Source organism: Aminobacter aminovorans (genome assembly GCF_900445235.1).
GTDB lineage: Bacteria > Pseudomonadota > Alphaproteobacteria > Rhizobiales > Rhizobiaceae > Aminobacter > Aminobacter aminovorans.
This window is the reverse complement of sequence record NZ_UFSM01000001.1, coordinates 923,927-946,105: the sequence shown is the minus strand read 5'-3', so window position 1 is coordinate 946,105 and position 22,179 is coordinate 923,927. Positions and strand designations below refer to the sequence as shown.

At 64.1% G+C, this 22,179-nt stretch carries 22 protein-coding genes; 4 read left to right on the top strand and 18 right to left on the bottom strand.

The genetic code is table 11. The features are described 5' to 3' along the window. Positions 1 to 50: 50 nt before the first annotated feature. Entirely contained in the window at positions 51 to 599 is a 549-nt protein-coding gene (gene rplS, locus DY201_RS04585) for a 50S ribosomal protein L19 (RefSeq protein ID WP_115730189.1), read from the bottom strand. Between the two features lie 355 nt (positions 600 to 954). Here rplS and DY201_RS04580 point away from each other — a divergent pair, with 355 nt between their 5' ends. Next, entirely contained in the window at positions 955 to 1,710 is a 756-nt protein-coding gene (locus DY201_RS04580) for a sulfite exporter TauE/SafE family protein (protein WP_115730188.1), read from the top strand. A 74-nt stretch (positions 1,711 to 1,784) separates the two neighbouring features. Here the strand turns inward: DY201_RS04580 and trmD are convergent, their stop codons facing one another. Next, the gene (gene trmD / locus DY201_RS04575) at positions 1,785 to 2,486 is read right to left on the bottom strand and encodes a tRNA (guanosine(37)-N1)-methyltransferase TrmD (RefSeq protein ID WP_115730187.1); all 702 of its coding nucleotides are present in this window, start codon (positions 2,484 to 2,486) and stop codon (positions 1,785 to 1,787) included. Then, the gene (rimM, locus tag DY201_RS04570; RefSeq protein ID WP_115733585.1) at positions 2,483 to 3,079 is read right to left on the bottom strand and encodes a ribosome maturation factor RimM; all 597 of its coding nucleotides are present in this window, start codon (positions 3,077 to 3,079) and stop codon (positions 2,483 to 2,485) included. The genes trmD and rimM overlap by 4 nt, the downstream gene beginning before the upstream one ends. A 69-nt stretch (positions 3,080 to 3,148) precedes the next feature. Here rimM and DY201_RS04565 point away from each other — a divergent pair, with 69 nt between their 5' ends. Together DY201_RS04565 and DY201_RS04560 are read left to right on the top strand one after the other, a co-directional pair. Next, positions 3,149 to 4,087, top strand: a complete 939-nt coding sequence (locus DY201_RS04565; RefSeq protein WP_115730186.1) for a tyrosine recombinase XerC — start codon at positions 3,149 to 3,151, stop codon at positions 4,085 to 4,087. A 126-nt stretch (positions 4,088 to 4,213) separates the two neighbouring features. Continuing rightward, positions 4,214 to 5,284, top strand: coding sequence for a TraB/GumN family protein (locus tag DY201_RS04560; protein WP_115730185.1), 1,071 nt, complete (start codon positions 4,214 to 4,216; stop codon positions 5,282 to 5,284). Positions 5,285 to 5,293: 9 nt separating this feature from the next. Here DY201_RS04560 and DY201_RS04555 read toward each other — a convergent pair whose 3' ends face one another. The 14 genes from DY201_RS04555 to DY201_RS29355 form a co-directional block, all read right to left on the bottom strand. After that, positions 5,294 to 5,767 carry a DUF2867 domain-containing protein gene (locus DY201_RS04555; protein WP_115730184.1) on the bottom strand — a complete coding sequence of 158 codons (474 nt, stop codon included), beginning with the start codon at positions 5,765 to 5,767 and terminating at the stop codon, positions 5,294 to 5,296. Between the two features lie 35 nt (positions 5,768 to 5,802). Then, positions 5,803 to 6,030: a hypothetical protein gene (locus DY201_RS28915; protein WP_165916120.1), complete on the bottom strand. Its 228-nt coding sequence runs from the start codon at positions 6,028 to 6,030 to the stop codon at positions 5,803 to 5,805. A 361-nt stretch (positions 6,031 to 6,391) separates the two neighbouring features. After that, complete coding sequence (lpdA, locus tag DY201_RS04545; protein WP_115730183.1) at positions 6,392 to 7,798, bottom strand: dihydrolipoyl dehydrogenase; 1,407 nt, start codon at positions 7,796 to 7,798, stop codon at positions 6,392 to 6,394. A 26-nt stretch (positions 7,799 to 7,824) separates the two neighbouring features. Further along, the gene (locus DY201_RS04540; protein ID WP_115730182.1) at positions 7,825 to 8,580 is read right to left on the bottom strand and encodes an SDR family oxidoreductase; all 756 of its coding nucleotides are present in this window, start codon (positions 8,578 to 8,580) and stop codon (positions 7,825 to 7,827) included. Further along, the gene (locus DY201_RS04535) at positions 8,577 to 9,071 is read right to left on the bottom strand and encodes a hypothetical protein (protein WP_115730181.1); all 495 of its coding nucleotides are present in this window, start codon (positions 9,069 to 9,071) and stop codon (positions 8,577 to 8,579) included. The genes DY201_RS04540 and DY201_RS04535 overlap by 4 nt, the downstream gene beginning before the upstream one ends. Next, a complete protein-coding gene (locus DY201_RS04530; RefSeq protein ID WP_115730180.1) occupies positions 9,071 to 9,715 on the bottom strand; it encodes a LysE family translocator in 645 nt (214 codons plus the stop codon). The genes DY201_RS04535 and DY201_RS04530 overlap by 1 nt, the downstream gene beginning before the upstream one ends. Beyond that, positions 9,712 to 10,170, bottom strand: coding sequence for a VOC family protein (locus DY201_RS04525; protein WP_115730179.1), 459 nt, complete (start codon positions 10,168 to 10,170; stop codon positions 9,712 to 9,714). Before DY201_RS04525 ends, DY201_RS04530 begins: the two co-directional genes overlap by 4 nt. Positions 10,171 to 10,205: 35 nt before the next feature. Further along, positions 10,206 to 10,619: an MAPEG family protein gene (locus DY201_RS04520; RefSeq protein ID WP_115730178.1), complete on the bottom strand. Its 414-nt coding sequence runs from the start codon at positions 10,617 to 10,619 to the stop codon at positions 10,206 to 10,208. A 125-nt stretch (positions 10,620 to 10,744) separates the two neighbouring features. After that, positions 10,745 to 12,013, bottom strand: coding sequence for a 2-oxoglutarate dehydrogenase complex dihydrolipoyllysine-residue succinyltransferase (gene odhB / locus DY201_RS04515; RefSeq protein WP_115730177.1), 1,269 nt, complete (start codon positions 12,011 to 12,013; stop codon positions 10,745 to 10,747). A gap of 21 nt (positions 12,014 to 12,034) precedes the next feature. Continuing rightward, on the bottom strand, positions 12,035 to 15,025 hold the full coding sequence (locus DY201_RS04510) for a 2-oxoglutarate dehydrogenase E1 component (RefSeq protein ID WP_115730176.1): 2,991 nt from the start codon (positions 15,023 to 15,025) through the stop codon (positions 12,035 to 12,037). A gap of 121 nt (positions 15,026 to 15,146) precedes the next feature. Then, a complete protein-coding gene (gene sucD, locus DY201_RS04505; RefSeq protein ID WP_115730175.1) occupies positions 15,147 to 16,043 on the bottom strand; it encodes a succinate--CoA ligase subunit alpha in 897 nt (298 codons plus the stop codon). 4 nt (positions 16,044 to 16,047) lie between these two features. Continuing rightward, complete coding sequence (sucC, locus tag DY201_RS04500) at positions 16,048 to 17,244, bottom strand: ADP-forming succinate--CoA ligase subunit beta (protein WP_115730174.1); 1,197 nt, start codon at positions 17,242 to 17,244, stop codon at positions 16,048 to 16,050. 12 nt (positions 17,245 to 17,256) lie between these two features. Continuing rightward, the gene (gene mdh / locus DY201_RS04495) at positions 17,257 to 18,225 is read right to left on the bottom strand and encodes a malate dehydrogenase (RefSeq protein ID WP_115730173.1); all 969 of its coding nucleotides are present in this window, start codon (positions 18,223 to 18,225) and stop codon (positions 17,257 to 17,259) included. Between the two features lie 204 nt (positions 18,226 to 18,429). Next, entirely contained in the window at positions 18,430 to 18,648 is a 219-nt protein-coding gene (locus DY201_RS29355) for a hypothetical protein (RefSeq protein WP_245432156.1), read from the bottom strand. Between DY201_RS29355 and DY201_RS04490 the strand changes: the two genes are divergently transcribed. Further along, entirely contained in the window at positions 18,553 to 18,900 is a 348-nt protein-coding gene (locus DY201_RS04490) for a GNAT family N-acetyltransferase (protein ID WP_245432105.1), read from the top strand. The genes DY201_RS29355 and DY201_RS04490 overlap by 96 nt on opposite strands. Before the next feature lie 538 nt (positions 18,901 to 19,438). On the opposite strand, the gene acnA is transcribed toward DY201_RS04490, so the two are convergent. Beyond that, positions 19,439 to 22,129 (bottom strand): aconitate hydratase AcnA, encoded by a 2,691-nt coding sequence (gene acnA / locus DY201_RS04485; protein ID WP_115730171.1) that lies wholly within the window; start codon positions 22,127 to 22,129, stop codon positions 19,439 to 19,441. Positions 22,130 to 22,179 lie beyond the last annotated feature (50 nt).

Sequence of the window (22,179 nt, the reverse complement as noted above, 5' to 3'; positions counted from 1 at the left end):
CAAACGCAAAAGGGCGGCCGAAGCCGCCCTTTCGAAATCAAGTCCGGAAATTACTCGGCTGCGGTCTCAGCGGCGGCTTCAGCCGCCTTGGCGGCCTCGGCTGCTGCCTTCTTCTCGGCGGCTTCCTGGGCGGCCTTCTCGGCGGCCAGCGCCTGGGCTGCTGCAACCTTCTCGGCTTCGATCCGGGCCTTCTCGGCGACCAGTGCTGCGCGCTCGGCGTCGTTCAGCTTGCGGGCGCGGACGCCGGTGTTCTCGACGATACGAGCCGACTTACCGCGACGATCGCGCAGGTAGTACAGCTTGGCGCGACGCACCTTGCCGCGACGGACGATCTCGACGCCCTCGATCATCGGCGAGTAGACCGGGAACACGCGTTCCACGCCTTCGCCATAGGAGATCTTGCGGACGGTGAAGTTTTCCTGGAAGCCCGAGCCGGCGCGGGCGATCACGACGCCTTCGTAGGCCTGGACGCGGGTACGCGTGCCTTCGGTGACGCGCACCTGGACGCGCACGGTGTCCCCGGGCTGGAATTCAGGCAGGGTGCGCTTGGCTTCGATCTTGGCGGCCTGTTCGGCCTCGAGCTGGCGGATGATATCCATCTCAAAAATCCACTTCTTGTTCTTCCGACAGCCAGAGCGCCCAACGCTCGCCTTGCAGTTCCAATGACCGCTCGGTTATGCCTTCTTCCCTCGCGGGTCTTCTGGCAGGGGCGACTACACCGTCACTGTTGACGGGTCCGGTCGATTATTCGTCCGGTTCGGGCGGGCACATAGCGCTATTTCGGTCATTTGTCACGCCTTTGCCGCTTCTTTTTTGCAGCCAGGGCGTGCAGCCTGGACATTGTGTCCGCTTTCCCGACATTGGACCATGCCGCCGACATCGGCAAGCGATGGCTTGCATCGTTCGTCCGCGCTTTCTACAGACCCGCCAACATAGCAGCAAGGCAGGCAGCCCGTGTCCCTGATCACAATAGGCATCCTCTTTCTCGCCGGCTTCCTGTCAGGCGTCGTCAACGCCATCGCCGGGGGCGGCACCTTTCTCACCTTCGGCGCCATGACCATGCTCGGCGTCCCGCCGATTTCGGCCAACGCGACCTCCTCCATCGCCCAGTTCCCCGGCTACATCACCTCGACCTGGGCCTATCTCGACGACATCCGCCTGATGTGGCGCGGCGCCATCACCTTCGCCGTCATCTCGGCAGTTGGCGCACTGGCCGGCGCGCTCTTCCTGCTCTCGCTCGACAATGTCGCCTTCGGCGCCCTCGTTCCCTGGCTCTTGCTCGCCGCAACCGCCCTCTTCGCCGCCGGCCCGTGGCTGCGCCCAAAAAAGCTAGCCGAACGCGCCCCTGACGCACCCGCCTCGCTCGCCGGCCGCATCGTCCAGCTCTTCACCTCGATCTATGGTGGCTTCTTCGGCGCCGGCATGGGCGTGATGATGCTGGCCACCCTCGGCCTCACCGAAGGCGGCGACTACCACCGCCTCAACGCGCTGAAGAACATGCTCTCCATCGTCATCGCAGCGGTTGCCATCATCATCTTCGCCTCGGGCGGTGTAGTCGCCTGGACCCATGCCGCGATCATGGTGCCGGGTGTCGCGCTCGGCGGCTATGCCGGCGTCTGGACCGCGCGCCGCGTGCCCCAAGCGTTCGTCCGCACCTTCGTCGTCGCGGTCGGGCTGTTCCTTGCGGGCTATTACTTCACAAAAGGCTGAAACGCCGTCGCTTCTCACCTCTCCACGTTCACGGGGAGAGGGTGCTCACAGGCAGATGAAGGGAGCGTACCCGCCTACCCCTTCTTCCCCGCACGCCGGGCCCACAAGTCCGGCCGTCGTGCCTGCGTCAGCTTCTCGGCCTCGGCGCGGCGCCATCTGGCGATCTTGCCGTGGTTGCCCGAGGTCAGCACCTCCGGAATGGGCAGGCCCTCGAACTCCTGCGGCCTGGTGTAGTGCGGGTGCTCCAGCAGACCGCCCTCGAAACTCTCCTCATCGCCCGACACCTCGTTGCCCATCACGCCGGGCAGGAGGCGCACCACTGCGTCGAGCAACACCAGTGCTGCCGGCTCGCCACCCGAAAGGATGAAGTCGCCGACTGAAATCTCTTCCAGCTCGCGCGCATCGATCACGCGCTGGTCGACGCCTTCAAAACGCCCGCACAGGATCACCGCGCCCGGCCCGGCTGCCAGTTCGCGCACGCGTTCTTGTGTCAGAGGCTTCCCGCGCGGGCTCATCAGGATACGCGGACGCGTGTCGCCCTCGGGCGCAGCACTGTCGATCGCCTTGGCCAGAATGTCGGCGCGCATCACCATGCCGGCGCCGCCGCCGGCCGGCGTATCGTCTACGGTGCGGTGCTTGTCGGTGGCGAAGTCGCGGATCTGCAACGCCTCCAGCGCCCAGTCGCCGCGCTCCATCGCCCGCCCCGCCAGGGATACCCCCAGCGCCCCGGGAAACATCTCGGGATAAAGCGTGAGCACGGTTGCGCGAAACATCAGCGATTGCCTCCGGCGTCCTTCGGGCCGCGCGGCCGTTTGTCGAACTCGCCATCGGAAGGTGCGTCAGCGTCGTCTTCATCGTCGACCAGCCCGGCCGCCACCGTGTCGATGGCAACGAAGCCGCCTGATACATCCACCACCGGCACCGCTGCCTGGGTGAACGGGATCAGCACGCCCTTGCGGCCCTGGTACTGGATTTCCAGGATGTCACCACCGCCATAATTCTGCACGGCAAACACCTTGCCCACCGGTTCGCCGGTTTCATCGCGCACGGCAAGGCCGACGAGGTCGGCGTGATAGAACTCGCCCTCGTCGCCATCGTCGGGCAGCGCCGAACGGTCGACGAACAGCTCCGTGCCCGTCAGCGCCTCGGCCGCGTTGCGGTCGATCACGCCCTTGAAACGCACAACCACCACCTCGTTGGCAGGCCGGATCGCGGCGATCTCGAAGGCGCGGCCGTCCTTGGCATAGAGCGGGCCATAGTCGGCCAAAGCCAGCGGGTCGCCGGTAAAGGTCTTGACCCGCAACTCGCCCTTGATGCCATGGGCGGCGCCGATCACGGCCATCTGGATAGGATTTTGGGGTTTGGCCATCGCCTGCTTCACTGCTTGTCAACTTCACGCGTTCAACACTGCCATATTCCAATCGGACGCCCGCTGCCAATGCAGGAATTCCTTATCGCCGCAAAACCCGACCTGCAGGCCGCCCGCGAAGGCTGGCTGAAGGCGCTTGCCGGCGAACGCCGTCTCTCGGCTGCAACGGTCGATGCCTATGAGCGCGACACGCGCCAGTTCCTGCAGTTCCTGACCGGCCATAATGGCGGCCCACCCGCCATTTCCGACATCCGCGACCTGCGCCCGGCCGACCTTCGCGGCTTCCTTGCCTCGCGCCGCGCCGACGGCGCCGGTGCCCGCACGCTCGGGCGCGGCCTTGCCGGCATACGCTCGCTGCTGCGCTTCCTCGAACGCCAGGGCCTCGTCAATGCCGCCGGCTCGGCAGCCCTGCGGGCGCCAAGGCAGCCGAAGTCGCTGCCCAAGCCGCTGACGGCGGTCGATGCCAAGCGCGTCGTCTCAGTGGGCGAACAGCTCGCCGAAGAACCGTGGATCGCCGCGCGCAACGCTGCCGTGCTGACCCTGCTCTATGGCTCAGGCCTGCGCATTTCCGAAGCGCTCAACCTGTCCGGCGCAGAGCTGGCCTCGCCAGGCGACACCGTGCTGCGCATATCGGGCAAGGGCGGCAAGACCCGTCTCGTGCCGGTGCTGCCCGTTGCACTCCAGGCCGTCGCCGAATACCGCAAGCTCTGCCCCTACCATCTGGGTCCCGATGGCGCCTTGTTTCGTGGGGCGCGCGGCGGCCAGCTCGATCCGGCAATCATCCAGCGAGAGATGCGCAAGATGCGCGCAGCGCTCAACCTGCCCGATACGGCAACCCCGCATGCGCTGCGCCATTCCTTCGCCACCCACCTGCTTGGCCGTGGCGGCGACCTCAGAACCATCCAGGAACTGCTCGGCCACGCCAGCCTGTCGACGACCCAGATCTATACCGGCGTCGACACGGCGCGGCTGCTGGAAATCTACGAAGCAGCCCACCCCCGTGCCTGACGCTTCGCCCGAAATAGTTCAGGCGCGATTCTTGGGGAAACGATGCGCAAGCATCGGTCCATGCGGCGCGACAATTGTCACCGCCACATTAACCGTTTTGCCGCATTTGGCGGCTACACCAGCAGCATGAACCGTCTCGCTGCCATTGCCGATCGCGCCTCGCTGTTGTCGCTTAAGCTGCTGGCAGCGCTCAACATGCTGTTCTTCGTCCTGTTCTTTGCTGTCGCCTTGCTGCTCGCCGGCAAGGCGCATGCCGAGGCACCTGTCTGCACCGGGTCGGACATGCTGGCCGAACTGCAGAAGAGCGACCCGGCACTGCTTGCCAGGATCGAGGCCGAGGCCAAGGACACGCTCAACGGCCAGGGCCTGTTGTGGAAGCTGGAAAAGCCTGGCCAGAAGCCGTCATGGCTCTACGGCACCATGCATGTCACCGACCCGCGTGTCACCAGCCTCGAACCCGCCGCGCAAAAGGCCTTCGACGGTTCGCACACGCTGGTCATCGAAACCACTGATGTGCTCGACCAACAGGCGATGGTCGCCGGCCTGATGAAGAAGCCCGAACTGATGATGTTCACCGACGCAACGACGCTGCCGTCGCTGCTGTCACCGGAGGACGCCAGGATCGTCAACGCAGCGCTCGAAGCGCGCGGTATCCCGCCGGCAAGCGTCACCAAGATGAAGCCGTGGATGCTGTCGGCCATGGTTGCGTTACCGGCCTGCGAGCTTGCCCGCAAGTCCGGCGGCGCGCCGGTGCTCGACGTCCTGCTCGCCCAGCAGGCCAAGGCTGCCGGCAAGGAGGTCAAGGGCCTGGAAAGCGCCGCCGACCAGCTCTCGGCAATGGCATCGTTGCCGCTCGAATTCCACATTAAGGGCCTTGTCGAAACCCTCAAGCTCGGCGACCGCATGGACGACGTCATCGAAACGATGGTCGTGCTCTACCAGCGCGGCGACACCGGCATGTTCTGGCCGCTGTTCCGCAATGCGCTGCCAAGTGCCGCGGGTGATGAATCGAATTACGCCGCCTTCGAGGAGGCGATGGTGACGACACGCAACAAGACGATGGTCGAGCGCGCCGAGCCGCTCGTCGGCCCAGGCGACGCCTTCATGGCCGTCGGCGCGCTGCACCTGCCCGGTCCAGACGGGCTTGTCGAGCTGTTCCGCAAGGCTGGCTACACCGTGACCGTAGCCGACCGCTGACACCGGCCTCTAGGGCTTGGCGGCCCGCGCCAGCATGGCCGGAACGATGATCCTGTGGAACGGCAGGACAATGGCGAGATAGGTCCGGCCGAGCCAGTTGTGCGGCTTGACCAACGTCGTTGCGCTGACTTCCTGCCGGTCGCCGCCAAGATCCGTCAATTCGACAAGCAACCTGAAATCGAGATGGTGGTCGTCCAAGCCGAGCACCATCCGCTGCCCCGATTGGCTTAGGACCGGAAACATCCCTTTCCGCTCCAGCTCCGGCGCAAGGTCTTCGACGCGAGTCTTCAGCCCGAACGGCCTGACCAGCACGTTGCGCAGCGCCATCAGCACCCCGATCCAGCTCGGCCGATGGCGGAACACCCGCTCGGCGGCAGTCCCGACATCAAGACGCTGGCCATGCACCACCACGGCAAATCTGTCGGCGAAACTCGCACCGGGCAAGATTTGCGCGGCATCTGGAAAGACAGGAACCACGGGCATGTTCTTGGCCTCTGCTCATTGCAACCTGCCCGAGCCTATTCCTGTTTCATCACCTTTGAAGCGTGGCGAAACGCCGCCACCGGAACGTTCGTTTCGAAATTTTCACGTGGAAGTGAAACCGAAAGGCGCTTCGCGCGTTGATTGCGATGTTCACGCAACGATTGCGGAGCGCAGCTGAGGGAGATCTCAATGGTGAACAATCCAGATCCAGGACGCCCATCCGGCCAGTCGAGCATGGGCAGCACGTGGCTGATAGCCATCATCGTCGTGCTGCTCGCTGCGGTGGCCTACTACATTTTCGGTCCAAAGACCGCCGAAGCCCCGGCACCGGCCGAACCGCCGGCCGCAACGGCCCCGGCGCCAGCTCCGGCCGAACCTGCTGCCCCGGCACCGTCTGGAACGATGGCGCCTGCGCCTGCTGAACCAGCTCCTGCGCCGGCACCTGCCGAGCCTGCGCCCGCACCCGCCGCCCCGGCTCCGGCCGAGCCAGCGCCTTCGGGCGGCGGCACCACTGCGCCTGCACCGGCACCTTCCGGAGGCTAAGGGCACCGGCACCAGTTGAAATGCAAACGGCCCGCTCATCGAGCGGGCCGTTTCACATTTGTTCAAAACAAACTGCGGATCTTACATGTGGATCGGCTTGAAGAAGGTGGCCAGCGCCGCCTCCTTCACCGCTTCCGACATCGTCGGGTGCGCATGGCAGGTGCGGCCGAGATCTTCCGACGAGCCGCCGAACTCCATCAGCACCGCCGCTTCGTGGATCATCTCGCCGGCGCCGAAGCCGACGATGTGCACGCCCAGCACCTTGTCGCTGTCCTTGTCGGCCAGCACCTTCACGAAGCCGTCGGTGTGCAGCATGGCGCGGGCACGACCGTTCGCCGTGAACGGGAACTTTCCGGCCTTGTAGGCGATGCCGGCTTTCTTGAGCTCTTCTTCGGTCTTGCCGACCGATGCGACCTCGGGGCTGGTGTAGACCACGCCGGGAATGACGTCGTAATTCACATGACCGGCTTGGCCGGCGATGATCTCGGCAACCGCCACGCCTTCGTCCTCGGCTTTGTGCGCCAGCATCGGGCCGACGACCACGTCGCCGATGGCATAGATGCCGGCAACGTTGGTGCGCAGATGGCCGTCGGTCTTGACCCGACCACGCTCGTCCATCTCGACGCCGGCTTGCTTGAGCCCCAGTCCGTCGGTGTAGGGCCGGCGGCCGGTGGCAACCAGCACGACATCGGCCTCGATGGTCTCAGCGTCGCCGCCCTTTACCGGCTCGAAGGTCACCGTCGCGCCCTTCTTGGCCTTGGCGACGCCCGTCACCTTGGAGCCGAGCTTGAACTCGAAGCCCTGCTTGGCCAGCATGCGCTGGAACTGCTTGGCGACGTCGCCGTCCATGCCGCCCAGGATGGTGTCGAGATACTCGACAACAGTCACCTTGGCGCCGAGGCGCGCCCAGACCGAGCCGAGTTCGAGGCCGATCACGCCACCGCCGACAACCACCAGATGACCAGGCACCTTCTCCAGCGACAGGCCGCCGGTCGACGAGATGATCACCTTTTCATCGAACTCGACATTGACGCCCGGGATGCCGGCGACATCGGAGCCCGTGGCGATGACGATGTTCTTGGTTTCGAGTTCCTGGGTCTTGCCGTCGGCGCTCGTCACGCCGACCTTGCCGGCGCCGAGCACCTTGCCGGTGCCCTGGAAGCTCTCGATCTTGTTCTTCTTGAACAGGAACGACACGCCATTGACGTTGGCGGCGACGGTCGCATCCTTGTGCGCCATCATCTTCTTCAGGTTCATCTTCGGCGTGCCGACCTCGACGCCGAGCGCGTCGAAGGAATGCTGCGCCTCGGCCAGCATTTCCGACGCATGCAGCAGCGCCTTGGAGGGAATGCAGCCGATGTTCAGGCAGGTGCCGCCGAAGGTCGCGTTCTTCTCGACCACGGCGACCTTCAATCCGAGCTGTGCCGCCTTGATGGCGCACACATAGCCGCCTGGGCCCGAGCCGATTACGACGACGTCATATGCCATTGTTCTTTCCTTCTTGCCTGGGGCGGTCAGCGGCCGCCGCTCACGTTCAAAATCGAGCCCGTCGTATATGATGCCTCATCCGACAAAAGCCAGATGACGGCGTGGGCAACTTCCTCAGCCTTGCCTTCGCGTTTCATCGGCACGAGGCCGCGAATGGCGGAGATCCGGTCCGGCTGACCGCCGGAGGCATGGATTTCGGTGTCGATGATGCCGGGACGCACCGCGTTCACTCGCACGCCCTCGGTCGCGACTTCCTTGGCAAGCCCAATGGTCAAGGTGTCGATCGCCCCCTTGGAGGCGGCGTAGTCGACATATTCGCCGGGCGAGCCGAGCGAGGCTGCCGCCGACGAGATGTTGACGATGGCGCCACCCGCACCACCATGCAGGCTTGACATGCGCTTGACCGCCTCGCGTGCGCAGAGAATGGAGCCGACGACGTTGATGCGCATCATGCGCTCGAGCCTGGCAGCACTCATCTCGTCGACGCGCGCCTTCATATCGACGACGCCGGCATTGTTGACGAAGGCATCAAGCCGGCCATAGGCGCGATCGACCTCGGCGAACATGGCGAGCACATCGGCCTCGCTGCCGACATCGCCCTTGATGGCGATGGCTTCACCGCCGACTGACTTCAGCTCCACCACCAGCGCACTGGCCGCAACATCGTTCGACACGTAGCTGAACGCCACGCGATAGCCGGCCTTGGCCGCCAGCCTGCAGATGGCGGCACCGATGCCGCGGCTGCCGCCTGTTACCAGCAGGACTTTTCCCTGAGCGCTCATTCCTGGCACCCCTTCAGCTCGAAAACGTCCCACGGCACTTTGGAAAAGCCGTCAGGACCATAGGCTGCGGACGACCTCAGCCCATGGCCGAGATCGGAGAAGATAAGTTTCTTCGGCGCAGCCGCCGCGATCCGCTCGCGCGGCAGAAGCCCGACATTGCCTTGCTCGTCGACGCTGTAGATCACGCCCTGCCACACGGTGCAGGCTTCGATCTCCTCGCCGGTCACGTCACCTTCCGGGCATTGGTGCATCAGCATGCCGTTCGGCCGCGCCACGTCCTGCGACCACATCACCACGCCGTCGAGCACGATGGAATTGTCCATCACCATCTTGAAGCTGTTGGTCACGGTTGCCGATTCCAGCGTCGGCCGGAAGTCGATCTCGGCGGCACCGTCGCGGTCGCCATAGACGGCAAGCTCGATCGGGCATGCCGCTTGCGCCACCGTCGCCGACAGCACCGCAACAGCCGTGATCAGTGCCTGAAGCCGCATCAGCCAGCCTGCACGGTCGCGAGCTTCACGCCAAGCCCGATGAAGATCATGCCGGTCACCTTGTTGAACCAGCGGCCCCAGGCGACGAAGCGCTCGCGTACCGAGGCCATGGTGAAGAACATCGACACGCCGACAAACCATGTAATCAGCACCACGGCCATCAGCAGCCCGTAGACGCCCTTCACCGCGGCGGGCGTCTCGTGGCTGACCATCGCCGTGAACAGCGGCAGGAAGAACAGCACGGCCTTGGGGTTGAGCGCGTTGGTGACGAAGCCCGTCAGGAAGCAGCGCACAGCAGAAATCTCCCGGGGCTCACCTGCGCCCTCCTGCACCTCGACCGACGCCATCTCCATCGGCCCGGCGCGAAGCGCCTTGATGCCGAGGTAGAGCAGATAGGCCGCACCGGCCCACTTGATCAGCGAAAACAGCAGCAACGACTTCGACACGATCAGCCCGATGCCCAGGATGGTGTAGCTGACATGAAACAGCAGCGACACGCCGATGCCGAAGCTGGTGATGATGGCGGCACGGCGGCCATGCACGATGCTCTGGCGTACCACCATGACGAAATCGGCACCCGGCACCACCATCAGCACCAAGAATACGGCCAGCAGGCCGGCAAATTCGAACGCATATTGCGTCATGCCTTGTCACTCCCCGACTGCGCGCCCAGTGACCCATTGCCCAAGGGCGCATTGAACGCCCAGACATGGCCGAACGGATCCTGGATCTTGGCGTAGCGTGCGCCCCAGAACATGTCGTCTGGCTCCATCACAGTCTTCGCACCGGCCGCCACTGCCCGCTCGACCGCCTGGTCGACCTGGCCGGGCAGCTTCAAATTGATGTTGACGGTCATGCTGGCGCCGCCACGGGAGAGCGGCGACAACACATCGCCGCCGAATTCGGGAAACTCGTCATGCAGCATCACCTCGCTGCCGAACATGGCGAGGTTGGCATGCAGCACGCGCACGCCGTCATCGGCCATCTGCTCGAAGGTTTCGACGGCGTCGAACGCCTTTTCGTAGAAGGCGATCGCCTCCTTGCCCTGCTTGACGCAGAGATGGACCTGAACAGGGGGAATGTCGGGTTCGAAAGCCATGCGACCGTCTCTTTCGGTTTCTTCAGGCAGCGATGTTACGTCATCAGGCGCACGACCATCAGGACCAGCCCGGCGATCGAAACGAACCAGACGAGCGTACGCAGCACCGGAATACCGGCCACGTACAGCAAGGCATATACAAGGCGGGCGACGATCCACATCACGGCGCCGACGGCACCCAGCTCGCCTGTCTTGCCTGTCACCGCCAGCGCCAGCGCAAGTGCTATGAAGGCGGGATAGGTCTCCAGCATGTTGTTGAGCGACCGGATCAGACGCCCCGAAACGATGCTTTTCGGCGCGCGGCCGTCGTCGCGCGAACTGAGCAGGTACCTGATGCTGAAATCGCCCGACAGGTCGAGCGAAAGCGCCTGCACCAGTATGTGCGCGATCAGCAGCACGACACTCCAGCCCAGAACCCAGATTTCAGTCGATGCTGCTGCGGCTTCCATCACCACTATCGCCCTCGAAGCGCAAGATAGCTGATCAGTACGGCGTCTCCGGCCGCTGGCAAGTCCGGCATAGCTCAGGAAAGCAAAGGGGCCCGGTCAGCCGGGCCCCTTGAAGCCTTTTTCGATCAGAGATCGAGGACCAGGCGCTCCGGGTCTTCCAGGCTGTCCTTGACGCGGACCAGGAAGGTCACGGCTTCCTTGCCGTCGACGATGCGGTGATCGTAGGACAGAGCGAGATACATCATCGGGCGGATGACGATCTGGCCGCCGACAACGACCGGACGGTCCTGGATCTTGTGCATGCCGAGGATGCCCGACTGCGGCGCGTTCAGGATCGGCGTCGACATCAGCGAACCGTAGACGCCGCCGTTGGAGATGGTGAAGGTGCCGCCCTGCATGTCGGCAACCGAAAGCTTGCCATCGCGCGCAGCGAGGCCGAGGCGGCCGATTTCCTTCTCGATCTCGGCGATCGACATCTGGTCTGCATCGCGCACGACCGGAACCACCAGGCCCTTTTCGGTGCCGACGGCAACGCCGACATGGGCGAAGTTCTTGTAGATGATGTCGGTGCCGTCGATCTCGGCGTTGACGGCAGGGATTTCCTTCAGCGCATGCGTCACCGCCTTGGTGAAGAAGCCCATGAAGCCGAGCTTCACGCCATGCTTCTTCTCGAAGATGTCCTTGTACTTGGTGCGCAGCGCCATCACCGCGCTCATGTCGACCTCGTTGAAGGTGGTCAGCATGGCAGCCGTCGACTGCGCCTCCTTGAGGCGGCGCGCGATCGTCTGGCGCAGCTTGGTCATGCGCACGCGCTCTTCACGCGGGGCGTCTTCGGTTGAAGAGGGAACGCGTGCCACCACCGGTGCGGCAGCAGCCGGAGCAGCGGCGGGCGCCGAAGCGCCCTTGGCGATGGCTTCGAGCACGTCGCCCTTCAGCACCTGGCCGCGCTTGCCCGAACCGGCGACCTGGTCGACCGACAGGTTGGTCTCAGCCAAAAGCTTGGCGGCAGCCGGTGCCGGCGGCATCTTGCGCTCTTCGATGGGCGGCGAGCCGGCAACCGATGCGGTCTGCGCGACGGCTTCCTTGACGGTCGACGCCGCGTTCGGCGCCGACGCCTGGGCGACAGCTGCGGGCTTCGGAGAAGCCACGGCACCATCGCCGGCACCGATGGTGCCGAGCAGCGCACCGACGCCGACGGTTTCGCCTTCCTTGACGGTCAGCTCGACCAGCACGCCGGCAGCAGGCGCCGGCACTTCGATGGTGACCTTGTCGGTCTCGAGCTCGACCAGGGGCTCGTCGACGGCGATCACGTCGCCGGCCTTCTTGAACCACTTGCCGATGGTTGCCTCGGAAACGGATTCGCCGAGGGTAGGGACACGGATTTCGGTAGCCATTTTTGCCTGTCCGTTCTTTGTTTATTCGCCGAGGGCGTCGTCGAGGAATGCCTGGAGCTGCGCTAGGTGCTTGGACATCAGGCCCGTCGCCGGGGAGGCGGCGGCCGGACGGCCGGTGTAGCGCACGCGCTGATGCTTGGCGTCGATATGGGCGAGCACCCATTCCAGATACGGGTCGATGAACGACCACGCGCCCATGTTCTTGGGCTCTTCCTGGCACCACACCATCTCCGCGTTGCGGAAACGGCTGAGCTCGGTGATCAGCGCCTTGGCCGGGAACGGATAGAGCTGCTCGACGCGCAACAAATAGATGTCGTCGATGCCACGCTTCTCGCGTTCCTCGTACAGGTCGTAATAGACCTTGCCGGTGCACAGCACGACGCGGCGGATCTTCGAATCCTTGACCAGCTTGATCGGTTCGTTGCCGAGATACTGGGCGTCGTCCCACAAGAGACGGTGGAACGAGCTCTCGCCCGATATTTCCGACAGTGAAGACACGGCGCGCTTGTGGCGCAGCAGCGACTTCGGCGTCATCAGGATCAGCGGCTTGCGGAAGTCGCGCTTCAGCTGCCGGCGCAGGATGTGGAAGTAGTTGGCCGGCGTCGTGACATTGGCCACCTGCATGTTGTCTTCGGCGCAGAGCTGCAGGAAGCGCTCGAGGCGTGCCGACGAATGCTCGGGACCCTGGCCTTCATAGCCGTGCGGCAGCAGGCAGACGAGACCCGACATGCGCAGCCACTTGCGTTCGCCCGACGAGATGAACTGGTCGAACACCACCTGCGCGCCGTTGGCGAAGTCGCCGAACTGCGCTTCCCACAGCGTCAGTGCCTTGGGCTCGGCGAGCGAGTAGCCATATTCGAAGCCGAGCACGGCCTCTTCCGAGAGCATCGAGTTGATGACCTCGTAGCCGGCCTGCGCCGCCGACAGGTTGTTGAGCGGGATGTAGCGGTTTTCGTCGCGCTGATCGTAAAGCACGGTGTGGCGCTGCGAGAACGTGCCGCGCTCGGAATCCTGGCCCGACAGGCGGATCGGATTGCCGTCGAGCAGGATCGAGCCGAACGCCAGCGATTCCGCCGTTGCCCAGTCGATGCCTTCGCCCGATTCGATCGCCTGGCGGCGGTTTTCGAGGAAGCGTCCGATGGTGCGGTGGACTTCGAAATCCTTCGGCACCTCGGTCAGCTTCTTGCCGATTTCCTTCAGCGTCTTGACCGGCACCGCAGTCTTGCCGCGGCGCTGTTCGTCCTGGTTGTCGGCCGTGCGCATGCCCGACCACGCGCCATCAAGCCAGTCGGCCTTGTTCGGCTTGTAGGCCTGGCCCGCCTCGAACTCGGCTTCGAGGAAGCCGCGCCAGTCGGCGCGCATCTTGTCGACCTCGGCCTGGTTCATCAGGCCTTCGGCCATCAGCTTGTCGGCATAGGTCTGCACCGTGGTCTTATGGGTGCGGATGTTGCGGTACATGATCGGCTGCGTGAACGCAGGCTCGTCGCCTTCGTTGTGGCCGAAGCGGCGGTAGCAGAACATGTCCACGACAACAGGCTTGTGGAACTTCATGCGGAACTCGGTCGCCACCTTGGCCGCGAACACGACAGCCTCCGGGTCGTCGCCGTTGACGTGGAAGATCGGCGCCTCGATCATCTTGGCAACGTCGGACGGATAGGGCGACGAGCGCGAGAAGCGCGGGTTCGTCGTGAAGCCGATCTGGTTGTTGATGATGAAGTGCAGCGTGCCGGCGACGCGGTGGCCGCGCAGGCCCGACAGGCCGAGGATTTCGGCGATCACGCCCTGGCCGGCGAATGCCGCATCGCCGTGCAGCAGCAGCGGCATCACCTTGGCGCGCTCTTCCTGCGGCACGATCTCGCCGCGGGCGCGACCGAACAGCTGGTCCTGCTTGGCGCGTGCCTTGCCCATCACCACGGGATCGACGATCTCGAGATGCGAGGGGTTGGCGGTCAAGGACAGATGGACCTTGTTGCCGTCGAACTCGCGGTCGGACGAGGCACCAAGGTGGTACTTCACGTCGCCGGAACCCTCGACGTCGTCAGGCGCGTAGGAGCCACCCTTGAATTCGTGGAACACGGCGCGATGCGGCTTGGCCATGACGTTGGTCAAGACATTGAGGCGGCCGCGGTGGGCCATGCCGAGCACGACCTCCTTGAGGCCGAGCGAGCCGCCGCGCTTGACGATCTGCTCGAGCGCCGGGATCAGCGACTCGCCGCCGTCGAGGCCGAAACGCTTGGTGCCCTTGTACTTGACGTCGATGAACTGCTCGAAGCCCTCGGCCTCGATCAGCTTCGACAGGATCGCCTTCTTGCCCTCGGGCGTGAATTCGATCGCCTTGTCCGGACCCTCGATGCGGGCCTGGATCCAGGCCTTTTCCTCGGGATCGGAGATATGCATGAACTCGACGCCGAGCGTCGAGCAATAGGTGCGCTTCAGGATCTCGAGCATCTCGCGGATGGTCGCGTATTCGAGGCCCAGCACATGGTCGATGAAGATCGGCCGGTCGTAGTCGGCGGCGGTGAAGCCGTAGGCCTCCGGCGACAGCTCGTTATAGTCCTCCAGCGGCTTGGCGATGCCGAGCGGGTCGAGATTGGCGTGCAGGTGGCCGCGCATGCGGTAGGCGCGGATCATCATGATGGCGCGCACCGAGTCGCGCGTCGCCTGCAGCACGTCGGCCTTGGACGGTTCGGTGCCGGTCACGGCGACCGCCTTGTCCTTGACCTTCTTCTCGATCAGCTTCTCGACCATGCCCCAGTTGCCGTCGAGCGCGGAAACCAGTTCGCCATTGGCCTGCAACGGCCAACTCGGCGTCGACCACGAGGCGCCCTTGGCGTTCTTGCGGATATCGCCGGCGTCGTCCTTCAGGGCGCCGAAGAAGTCGCGCCACTCCTGGTCGACCGCTTCAGGGTCGTCGAGATAGGCGGCGTGCAGCGCCTCGATGTAGTCGGCATTGCCGCCATAGAGGAACGAGGTGAGGGAAAATTGGTCGTTGGCCTGATCGGATCGTGCCATCTTTGTCCTGCGGAGCCTCTGGCTCCTCTCCTGTTTTGAAGGGAGTAGCGCAGTAAGGCAGTAGGGCAATGATCTGGAATTCCTACTGCCTGTACTGCCCTACTCCCCTATTCACTTGGCCTTAGCCCTTGATCGCCTCGACCAGCGTGGTGCCGAGACGTGCCGGCGACGGCGACACGCGGATGCCCGCTGCCTCCATGGCCGCGATCTTGTCTTCCGCGCCGCCCTTGCCGCCGGAGATCACTGCACCAGCATGGCCCATGGTACGGCCTTCCGGTGCGGTGCGTCCGGCGATGAAGCCGGCCATCGGCTTCTTGCGGCCGCGCTTGGCTTCGTCGATGAGGAACTGCGCTGCATCCTCTTCGGCCGAGCCGCCGATTTCGCCGATCATGATGATCGACTTGGTTTCGTCGTCGGCCAGGAACATCTCGAGCATGTCGATGAATTCCGTGCCCTTGACCGGGTCGCCACCGATGCCGACTGCCGTCGACTGGCCGAGACCGGCATTGGTGGTCTGGAACACCGCCTCATAGGTAAGCGTTCCCGAGCGCGAAACAACGCCGACCGAACCCTTGCGGAAGATGTTGCCCGGCATGATGCCGATCTTGCATTCGTCGGGCGTGACGATGCCAGGGCAGTTCGGGCCGATCAGGCGCGACTTGGAGCGGTCGAGGCGCGCCTTGACCTTGATCATGTCGGTGACCGGGATGCCTTCGGTGATGCAGACGATCAGCGGGATCTCGGCGTCGATCGCCTCGATGATCGCTGCGGCAGCACCTGCCGGCGGCACGTAGACGACGGACGCATTCGCGCCGGTCTTTTCCTTGCCTTCGGCAACTGTCGAGAAGATCGGCAGCGGCACGGAACCGTCCCACTTCTCGCCGCCCTTCTTGGGGTGGATGCCGCCGACCATCTTGGTGCCGTGATAGGCCAGCGCCTGTTCAGTGTGGAACGAACCGGTGTTGCCGGTCAGGCCCTGCACCAGGATCTTGGTGTTCTTGTCGATGAGAATGGACATTGGCTCAGTTTCCCTTCACCGCAGCGACGATCTTCTTCGCCGCGTCGTCGAGATCGTCGGCCGAGATGACGTTCAGCCCGCTCTCGTTGATGATCTTCTTGCCCAGCTCGACATTGGTACCTTCGAGGCGCACCACCAGCGGAACCTTGAGGCCGACTTCCTTGACCGCGGCGATAACGCCCTCGGCAATGACGTCGCACTTCATGATGCCGCCGAAGATGTTGACCAGGATGCCTTCGACAGCCGGGTCGGCGGTGATGATCTTGAACGCCGCCGTCACTTTCTCCTTGGAAGCGCCGCCGCCGACGTCGAGGAAGTTGGCAGGCTCGGCACCGTAGAGCTTGATGATGTCCATCGTCGCCATGGCCAGGCCGGCGCCGTTGACCATGCAGCCGATATTGCCGTCAAGCGCGACATAAGCGAGGTCGTACTTCGACGCCTCGATCTCCTTGGCGTCCTCTTCGGTGGTGTCGCGCAGCTCCAGCACGTCGGCGTGGCGGAACAGCGCATTGTTGTCGAACGACACCTTGGCGTCGAGCACGCGCAGGCGGCCGTTCTTCATGACGATCAGCGGGTTGACCTCGAGCAGGCTCATGTCCTTCTCGACAAACGCCTTGTAGAGGATCGGGAACAGGCTCTCGCCGTCCTTGGCCGCCTCGCCGGAAAGCTTCAGCGCCGAACTCAGCGCCTTGAGGTCGTCAGCGGTCACGCCCTTTTCCGGGTCGATCGCAACGGTGATGATCTTCTCCGGCGTGTCGTGGGCGACAGCCTCGATGTCCATGCCGCCCTCGGTCGAAACCACGAAGGCGATGCGGCCGACCGAACGGTCGACGAGGATTGACAGATACAGCTCGCGGTCGATGTCGGCGCCGTCCTCGATATAGAGGCGGTTGACCTGCTTGCCGGCCGGGCCGGTCTGCTTGGTCACCAGCGTGTTGCCGAGCATTTCCTTGGCAAACGCCACGACCTCGTCGACCGACTTGGCTAGGCGCACGCCACCCTTGGCGTCGGCGGGCAGTTCCTTGAACTTGCCCTTGCCGCGGCCGCCGGCATGGATCTGGCTCTTCACGACGTAGAGCGGGCCCGGCAGCGCCTTGGCGGCTGCTTCCGCTTCCTCGATCTTGAACACCGGCACGCCGTCAGCGACGGGAGCACCGAAACCCTTGAGCAATTGCTTGCCCTGATATTCGTGGATGTTCATGCCCGTTGTCCCTTACTTCTTGGCGAGGTTCGGCGCGATCGCGACGCAGGCCTCGCACAGGCCCTTCACCGCTTCGACCGACTTCTCGAACATCTTCTGCTCGGCCTTGTTGAAGTCGAGCTCGATGATGCGCTCGACACCACCGGCGCCGATCACCACAGGCACGCCGACATACATGTCCTTGACGCCATACTGGCCCGACAGGTGCGTCGCGCAGGGCAGCACGCGCTTCTTGTCCTTGAGATAGGCTTCGGCCATCTGGATCGCCGACGAGGCCGGCGCGTAGTAGGCCGAGCCGGTCTTGAGCAGGCCGACGATCTCGCCGCCGCCCTTGCGGGTGCGCTCGACGATGGCGTCGAGCTTGTCCTGGCTGGTCCAGCCCATCTTGACCAGGTCCGGCAGCGGGATGCCGGCAACCGTCGAATAGCGCACCATCGGCACCATGTCGTCGCCGTGGCCGCCCAGCGTCATCGCCGAGACGTCTTCGACCGAAACCTTGAACTCTTCCGACAGGAAGTAGCGGAAGCGCGCCGAGTCGAGCACGCCGGCCATGCCGACGACGTGGCTCTTGGGCAGGCCCGAGAACTTCTGCAGCGCCCACACCATGGCGTCGAGCGGGTTGGTGATGCAGATGACGAAGGCCTTCGGGGCATACTTCTTGATGCCCGCACCGACCTGTTCCATGACCTTCAGATTGATGCCGAGCAGGTCGTCGCGGCTCATGCCGGGCTTGCGCGGCACGCCGGCGGTGACGATGCAGACATCGGCACCCTCGATGCCGGCATAGTCGTTGACGCCCGTGTAACGCGAGTCGAAGCCGTCGACGGTCGAGGACTGGGCGATATCGAGGCCTTTACCCTGCGGGATGCCTTCGGCAATATCGAACATGACCACGTCGCCGAGGTCCTTGAGGCCGACCATATGGGCGAGCGTGCCGCCAATCATGCCGGAGCCGATGAGGGCTATCTTGTTGCGTGCCATGAAGGAATTTCCCTTTGCCTGTAACGACGCCGTGGCGGCGGGGTGGAGTAGGTTTGGGCCAGAGAGGCCGCGGAAATGCAGCCAGAAATAGCGGCTCGCAATAGCTCCATGGCCAAAAAAATTCAACCGATTATTTTGACCTCAACTTTTTCAATCGGTTAGAAACAACGGGATTTACGTAAACGTCAAATTTTTGTGACGACTTTACGAAGAAATGGTGAAGAGAACGATGCTTCCGTCGAGATCCGCCGCCTCCAGCCGGGCGACGAGCGCCTGCTCGACACTGTCGCCGCCGACGTCTTCGACGAGCCGGTCGACCCGCTCCGCCTGAAGTCCTGCCTCGCTTCCCCTGGCCACCTGCTCTTCGTCGCCCTCGATGATGGCCAGGTTGTGGCGCAGGCTGCCGGCATGATCCACCGCCACGTCGACAAGCCGTCGGAGCTCTATGTCGACGAGGTCGGCGTTTCACCCGCATGGCAGCGCCGCGGCATCGCCAACCTGCTGATGGACGCTCTCTTCGCTGCCGGGCGTGAAGCCGGCTGCGCGGAAGCCTGGCTCGGCACCGAACTGGACAACCTCCCCGCCCGCGCCCTCTATGACGGGCGCAAGGAGCCGACCGAGCCGGTGGAGACGTTTGTGATGTATCTCTACGACCTTGGGGAAGGCTCCAGATAGACTGGAGCCTCGATGCTGGCCTGATGGCGCAGTTATCTCACCATTTCCGGCTCGTTTTGCGGTCATTCCCATTTTCGGCATCGTCTCATTTCTTCGCACCCCCCTCTGGCCTGCCGGCCATCTCCCCACAAGGAGGGAGATTAGTCGCTCCGCCAGCAGCCCTCATCCTGTGGTGTCGTAAGGATCGTGCTTGCGGCTTTGGCGACTGGCTGCGGGCCAGATGACGGCCTGATCTCCCTCCTTGTGGGGGAGATGGCCGGCAGGCCAGAGGGGGGTGCGAAGGATCACGGCGCCAAAGGTTTGCTTCGCAAAGCACAAACGCCCACGCGCTCATTGTCAGCATCTCGGTCACCATCCCGCGTGGACAGCTGCCTTCCCACGCCCGAAAGCGTGCGTGGCAGTGACGAGATTTGGCACCTGCCGCCGCCGCGGACATCCCGCCTGAGCGAAGCGAGAGCCGGGGGTAACGCGCCTTCTCAAAACAAAACCGCCGGAGCTTGCGCCCGGCGGTTTGTTTCACATGAATCGCGCGTCGAACTTATGCGGCGAGGTCGCGCAGCACGTACTGCAGGATGCCGCCGTTCTTGTAGTAGTCTAGCTCGTCAAGCGTATCGATACGGCAGAGGATCGGAACATCCTTCGGCGAACCGTCGGCGAAGGTGATCTTGGCAACCATCTTCTGGCGCGGCTTGATCGCCTCGAGGCCGTCGATCGTCACCTGCTCGTCACCCTTGAGGCCAAGCGTCTTCCACGACGTGCCTTCCTCGAAGGTGAAGGGGATGACGCCCATGCCGACCAGATTGGAGCGGTGGATGCGCTCGAACGACTGGGCGATGACGGCGCGGACGCCCAGCAGGTTGGTGCCCTTGGCAGCCCAGTCGCGCGACGAGCCATTGCCGTATTCGACACCGGCGAAGATCACCAGCGGCACGCCTTCGCTGCGGTACTGCATGGCAGCATCGTAGATCGGCATCTCTTCCTTGGACGGGTAGTGGAAGGTGTAGCCACCCTCGCGGCCGTTCTCGCCGAGCATGTGGTTACGGATGCGGATGTTGGCGAAGGTGCCGCGCATCATCACTTCGTGGTTGCCGCGGCGCGTGCCGTACTGGTTGAAGTCGGCAACGCCGACGCCATTGTCGGTCAGGTACTTGCCGGCGGGCGAAGCCGCCTTGATCGAACCGGCCGGCGAGATGTGGTCGGTGGTGATCTTGTCGCCGAACAGGCCGAGCACGCGTGCGCCCTCGATCTTGCCGATCTGACCCGGCTTCGACCCCATGCCGACGAAGTAGGGCGGGTTCTGCACATAGGTCGACTTGTCGTCCCAGGCATAGGTCTGGCCCTCAGGCGCCTGCACGTTCTGCCAGTTCTCGTCGCCCTTGAAGACGTCGGCATATTTGCGGGCAAACAGCTCGCGGGTGACGTTTTCGGCGATGAACTGCTCGATCTCGACATTGGTCGGCCAGATATCCCTGAGGAAAACCGGCTTGCCGTCGCGATCCTCACCCAACGGCTCTGTGGTCAGGTCCTTGGTGACAGTTCCGGCGAGCGCATAGGCGACCACCAGCGGCGGCGAGGCCAGGTAGTTGGCCTGCACGTCGGGCGACACGCGGCCTTCGAAGTTGCGGTTGCCCGAAAGCACGGCCGCACCGATCAGGCCCTTGTCGTTGATGGTCTTGGAGATCGGCGCCGGCAGCGGGCCGGAGTTGCCGATGCAGGTCGTGCAGCCGAAGCCGACGAGGTTGAAGCCGATCTGGTCGAGTTCCTTCTGCAGGCCCGACTTCTCGAGATACTCGGCCACCACCTGCGAACCGGGCGCCAGCGAGGTCTTGACCCAAGGCTTCTGCTTCAGGCCGATGCGGTTGGCGTTGCGGGCGAGAAGGCCTGCACCCATCAGCACGCTCGGGTTGGAGGTGTTGGTGCAGGAGGTGATCGCGGCGATCACCACATCGCCATGGCCGAGGTCGAAGGTCTCGCCTTCGACGGCGTAGCGCTTCGACTGGTCGACGGTCTTCTTGTACTCGGCTTCGAGAGCGGTCGCGAAGCCGGAGGCGATGCCTTCGAGCGGGATGCGGCCTTCGGGACGCTTCGGGCCGGCCATCGAGGGAACGACGGTCGCCATGTCGAGTTCGAGCAGGTCGGTGAAAACCGGATCGGCCGACGAGGCGTCGCGCCACATGCCCTGCGCCTTGGAGAATTCCTCGACGAGCGCGATGCGGTTTTCGGCGCGGCCCGACATGTTGAGGTAGCGGATGGTCTCGGAATCGACCGGGAAGAAGCCGCAGGTCGCGCCATATTCGGGCGCCATGTTGCCGATGGTGGCACGGTCGGCCAGCGTCATGTTGCTGAGGCCAGGGCCGAAGAACTCAACGAACTTGCCGACGACGCCCTTCTTGCGCAGCATCTGGGTGACGGTCAGCACCAGATCGGTGGCGGTGACGCCCTCCTTGAGCTTGCCGGTCAGGCGGAAGCCGATGACCTCTGGCAGAAGCATCGAGACGGGCTGGCCGAGCATCGCGGCTTCAGCCTCGATACCGCCGACGCCCCAGCCCAGCACACCCAGGCCGTTGACCATGGTGGTGTGCGAGTCGGTGCCGACGCAGGTGTCGGGATAGGCGGTCGTCACGCCATCCTCGGTGTTCGTCCAGACGGTCTGGGCGAGGTATTCGAGGTTGACCTGGTGGCAGATGCCGGTGCCGGGCGGCACGACGCGGAAGTTGCGGAACGCCTGCTGGCCCCACTTCAGGAACTTGTAGCGCTCTTCGTTGCGCTCATATTCGAGTTCGACGTTGCGGGCGAAAGCCAGCGGCGTGCCGAATTCGTCGACGATGACCGAGTGGTCGATGACCAGGTCGACGGGAACCAGCGGGTTGATCTTCTCAGGGTCGCCGCCGAGGGTCTTGATGCCGTCACGCATGGCGGCGAGGTCGACGACGGCCGGAACGCCGGTGAAGTCCTGCATCAGCACGCGGGCCGGGCGGTAGGCGATCTCGACGCCGGCGGTGCCCTTGTCGGTCAGCCAGCCGGCGACGGCCTGGATGGCTTCCTTGGTGACGGTGCGGCCGTCTTCGTTGCGCAGCAGGTTTTCCAGCAGCACCTTCATCGAATAGGGCAGCTGCGAGATGCCGGTCAGGCCGTTCTTTTCAGCCTCGATGAGGCTGTAATAGACATAGTCGGTACCTGCCGCGGTAAGGGTGCGGCGGCAATTGAAACTGTCGAGTGATTTGGACACGTGCGATCCATCCTTGTCTGTTCAGCCTGAAAGGGAACGGACTCCGATGG

Coding starts and splice junctions, on each gene's coding strand:
- DY201_RS04560 (WP_115730185.1), top strand. CDS start 4,214: ATGAACCGTCTCGCTGCCATTGCCGATCGCGCCTCGCTGTTGTCGCTT.
- DY201_RS04520 (WP_115730178.1), bottom strand. CDS start 10,619: ATGGAAGCCGCAGCAGCATCGACTGAAATCTGGGTTCTGGGCTGGAGT.
- DY201_RS04535 (WP_115730181.1), bottom strand. CDS start 9,071: ATGCGGCTTCAGGCACTGATCACGGCTGTTGCGGTGCTGTCGGCGACG.
- DY201_RS04540 (WP_115730182.1), bottom strand. CDS start 8,580: ATGAGCGCTCAGGGAAAAGTCCTGCTGGTAACAGGCGGCAGCCGCGGC.
- DY201_RS04525 (WP_115730179.1), bottom strand. CDS start 10,170: ATGGCTTTCGAACCCGACATTCCCCCTGTTCAGGTCCATCTCTGCGTC.
- DY201_RS04555 (WP_115730184.1), bottom strand. CDS start 5,767: ATGCCCGTGGTTCCTGTCTTTCCAGATGCCGCGCAAATCTTGCCCGGT.
- DY201_RS04565 (WP_115730186.1), top strand. CDS start 3,149: ATGCAGGAATTCCTTATCGCCGCAAAACCCGACCTGCAGGCCGCCCGC.
- rimM (WP_115733585.1), bottom strand. CDS start 3,079: ATGGCCAAACCCCAAAATCCTATCCAGATGGCCGTGATCGGCGCCGCC.
- odhB (WP_115730177.1), bottom strand. CDS start 12,013: ATGGCTACCGAAATCCGTGTCCCTACCCTCGGCGAATCCGTTTCCGAG.
- mdh (WP_115730173.1), bottom strand. CDS start 18,225: ATGGCACGCAACAAGATAGCCCTCATCGGCTCCGGCATGATTGGCGGC.
- sucC (WP_115730174.1), bottom strand. CDS start 17,244: ATGAACATCCACGAATATCAGGGCAAGCAATTGCTCAAGGGTTTCGGT.
- DY201_RS28915 (WP_165916120.1), bottom strand. CDS start 6,030: ATGATGGCTATCAGCCACGTGCTGCCCATGCTCGACTGGCCGGATGGG.
- DY201_RS04510 (WP_115730176.1), bottom strand. CDS start 15,025: ATGGCACGATCCGATCAGGCCAACGACCAATTTTCCCTCACCTCGTTC.
- DY201_RS04530 (WP_115730180.1), bottom strand. CDS start 9,715: ATGACGCAATATGCGTTCGAATTTGCCGGCCTGCTGGCCGTATTCTTG.
- rplS (WP_115730189.1), bottom strand. CDS start 599: ATGGATATCATCCGCCAGCTCGAGGCCGAACAGGCCGCCAAGATCGAA.
- sucD (WP_115730175.1), bottom strand. CDS start 16,043: ATGTCCATTCTCATCGACAAGAACACCAAGATCCTGGTGCAGGGCCTG.
- lpdA (WP_115730183.1), bottom strand. CDS start 7,798: ATGGCATATGACGTCGTCGTAATCGGCTCGGGCCCAGGCGGCTATGTG.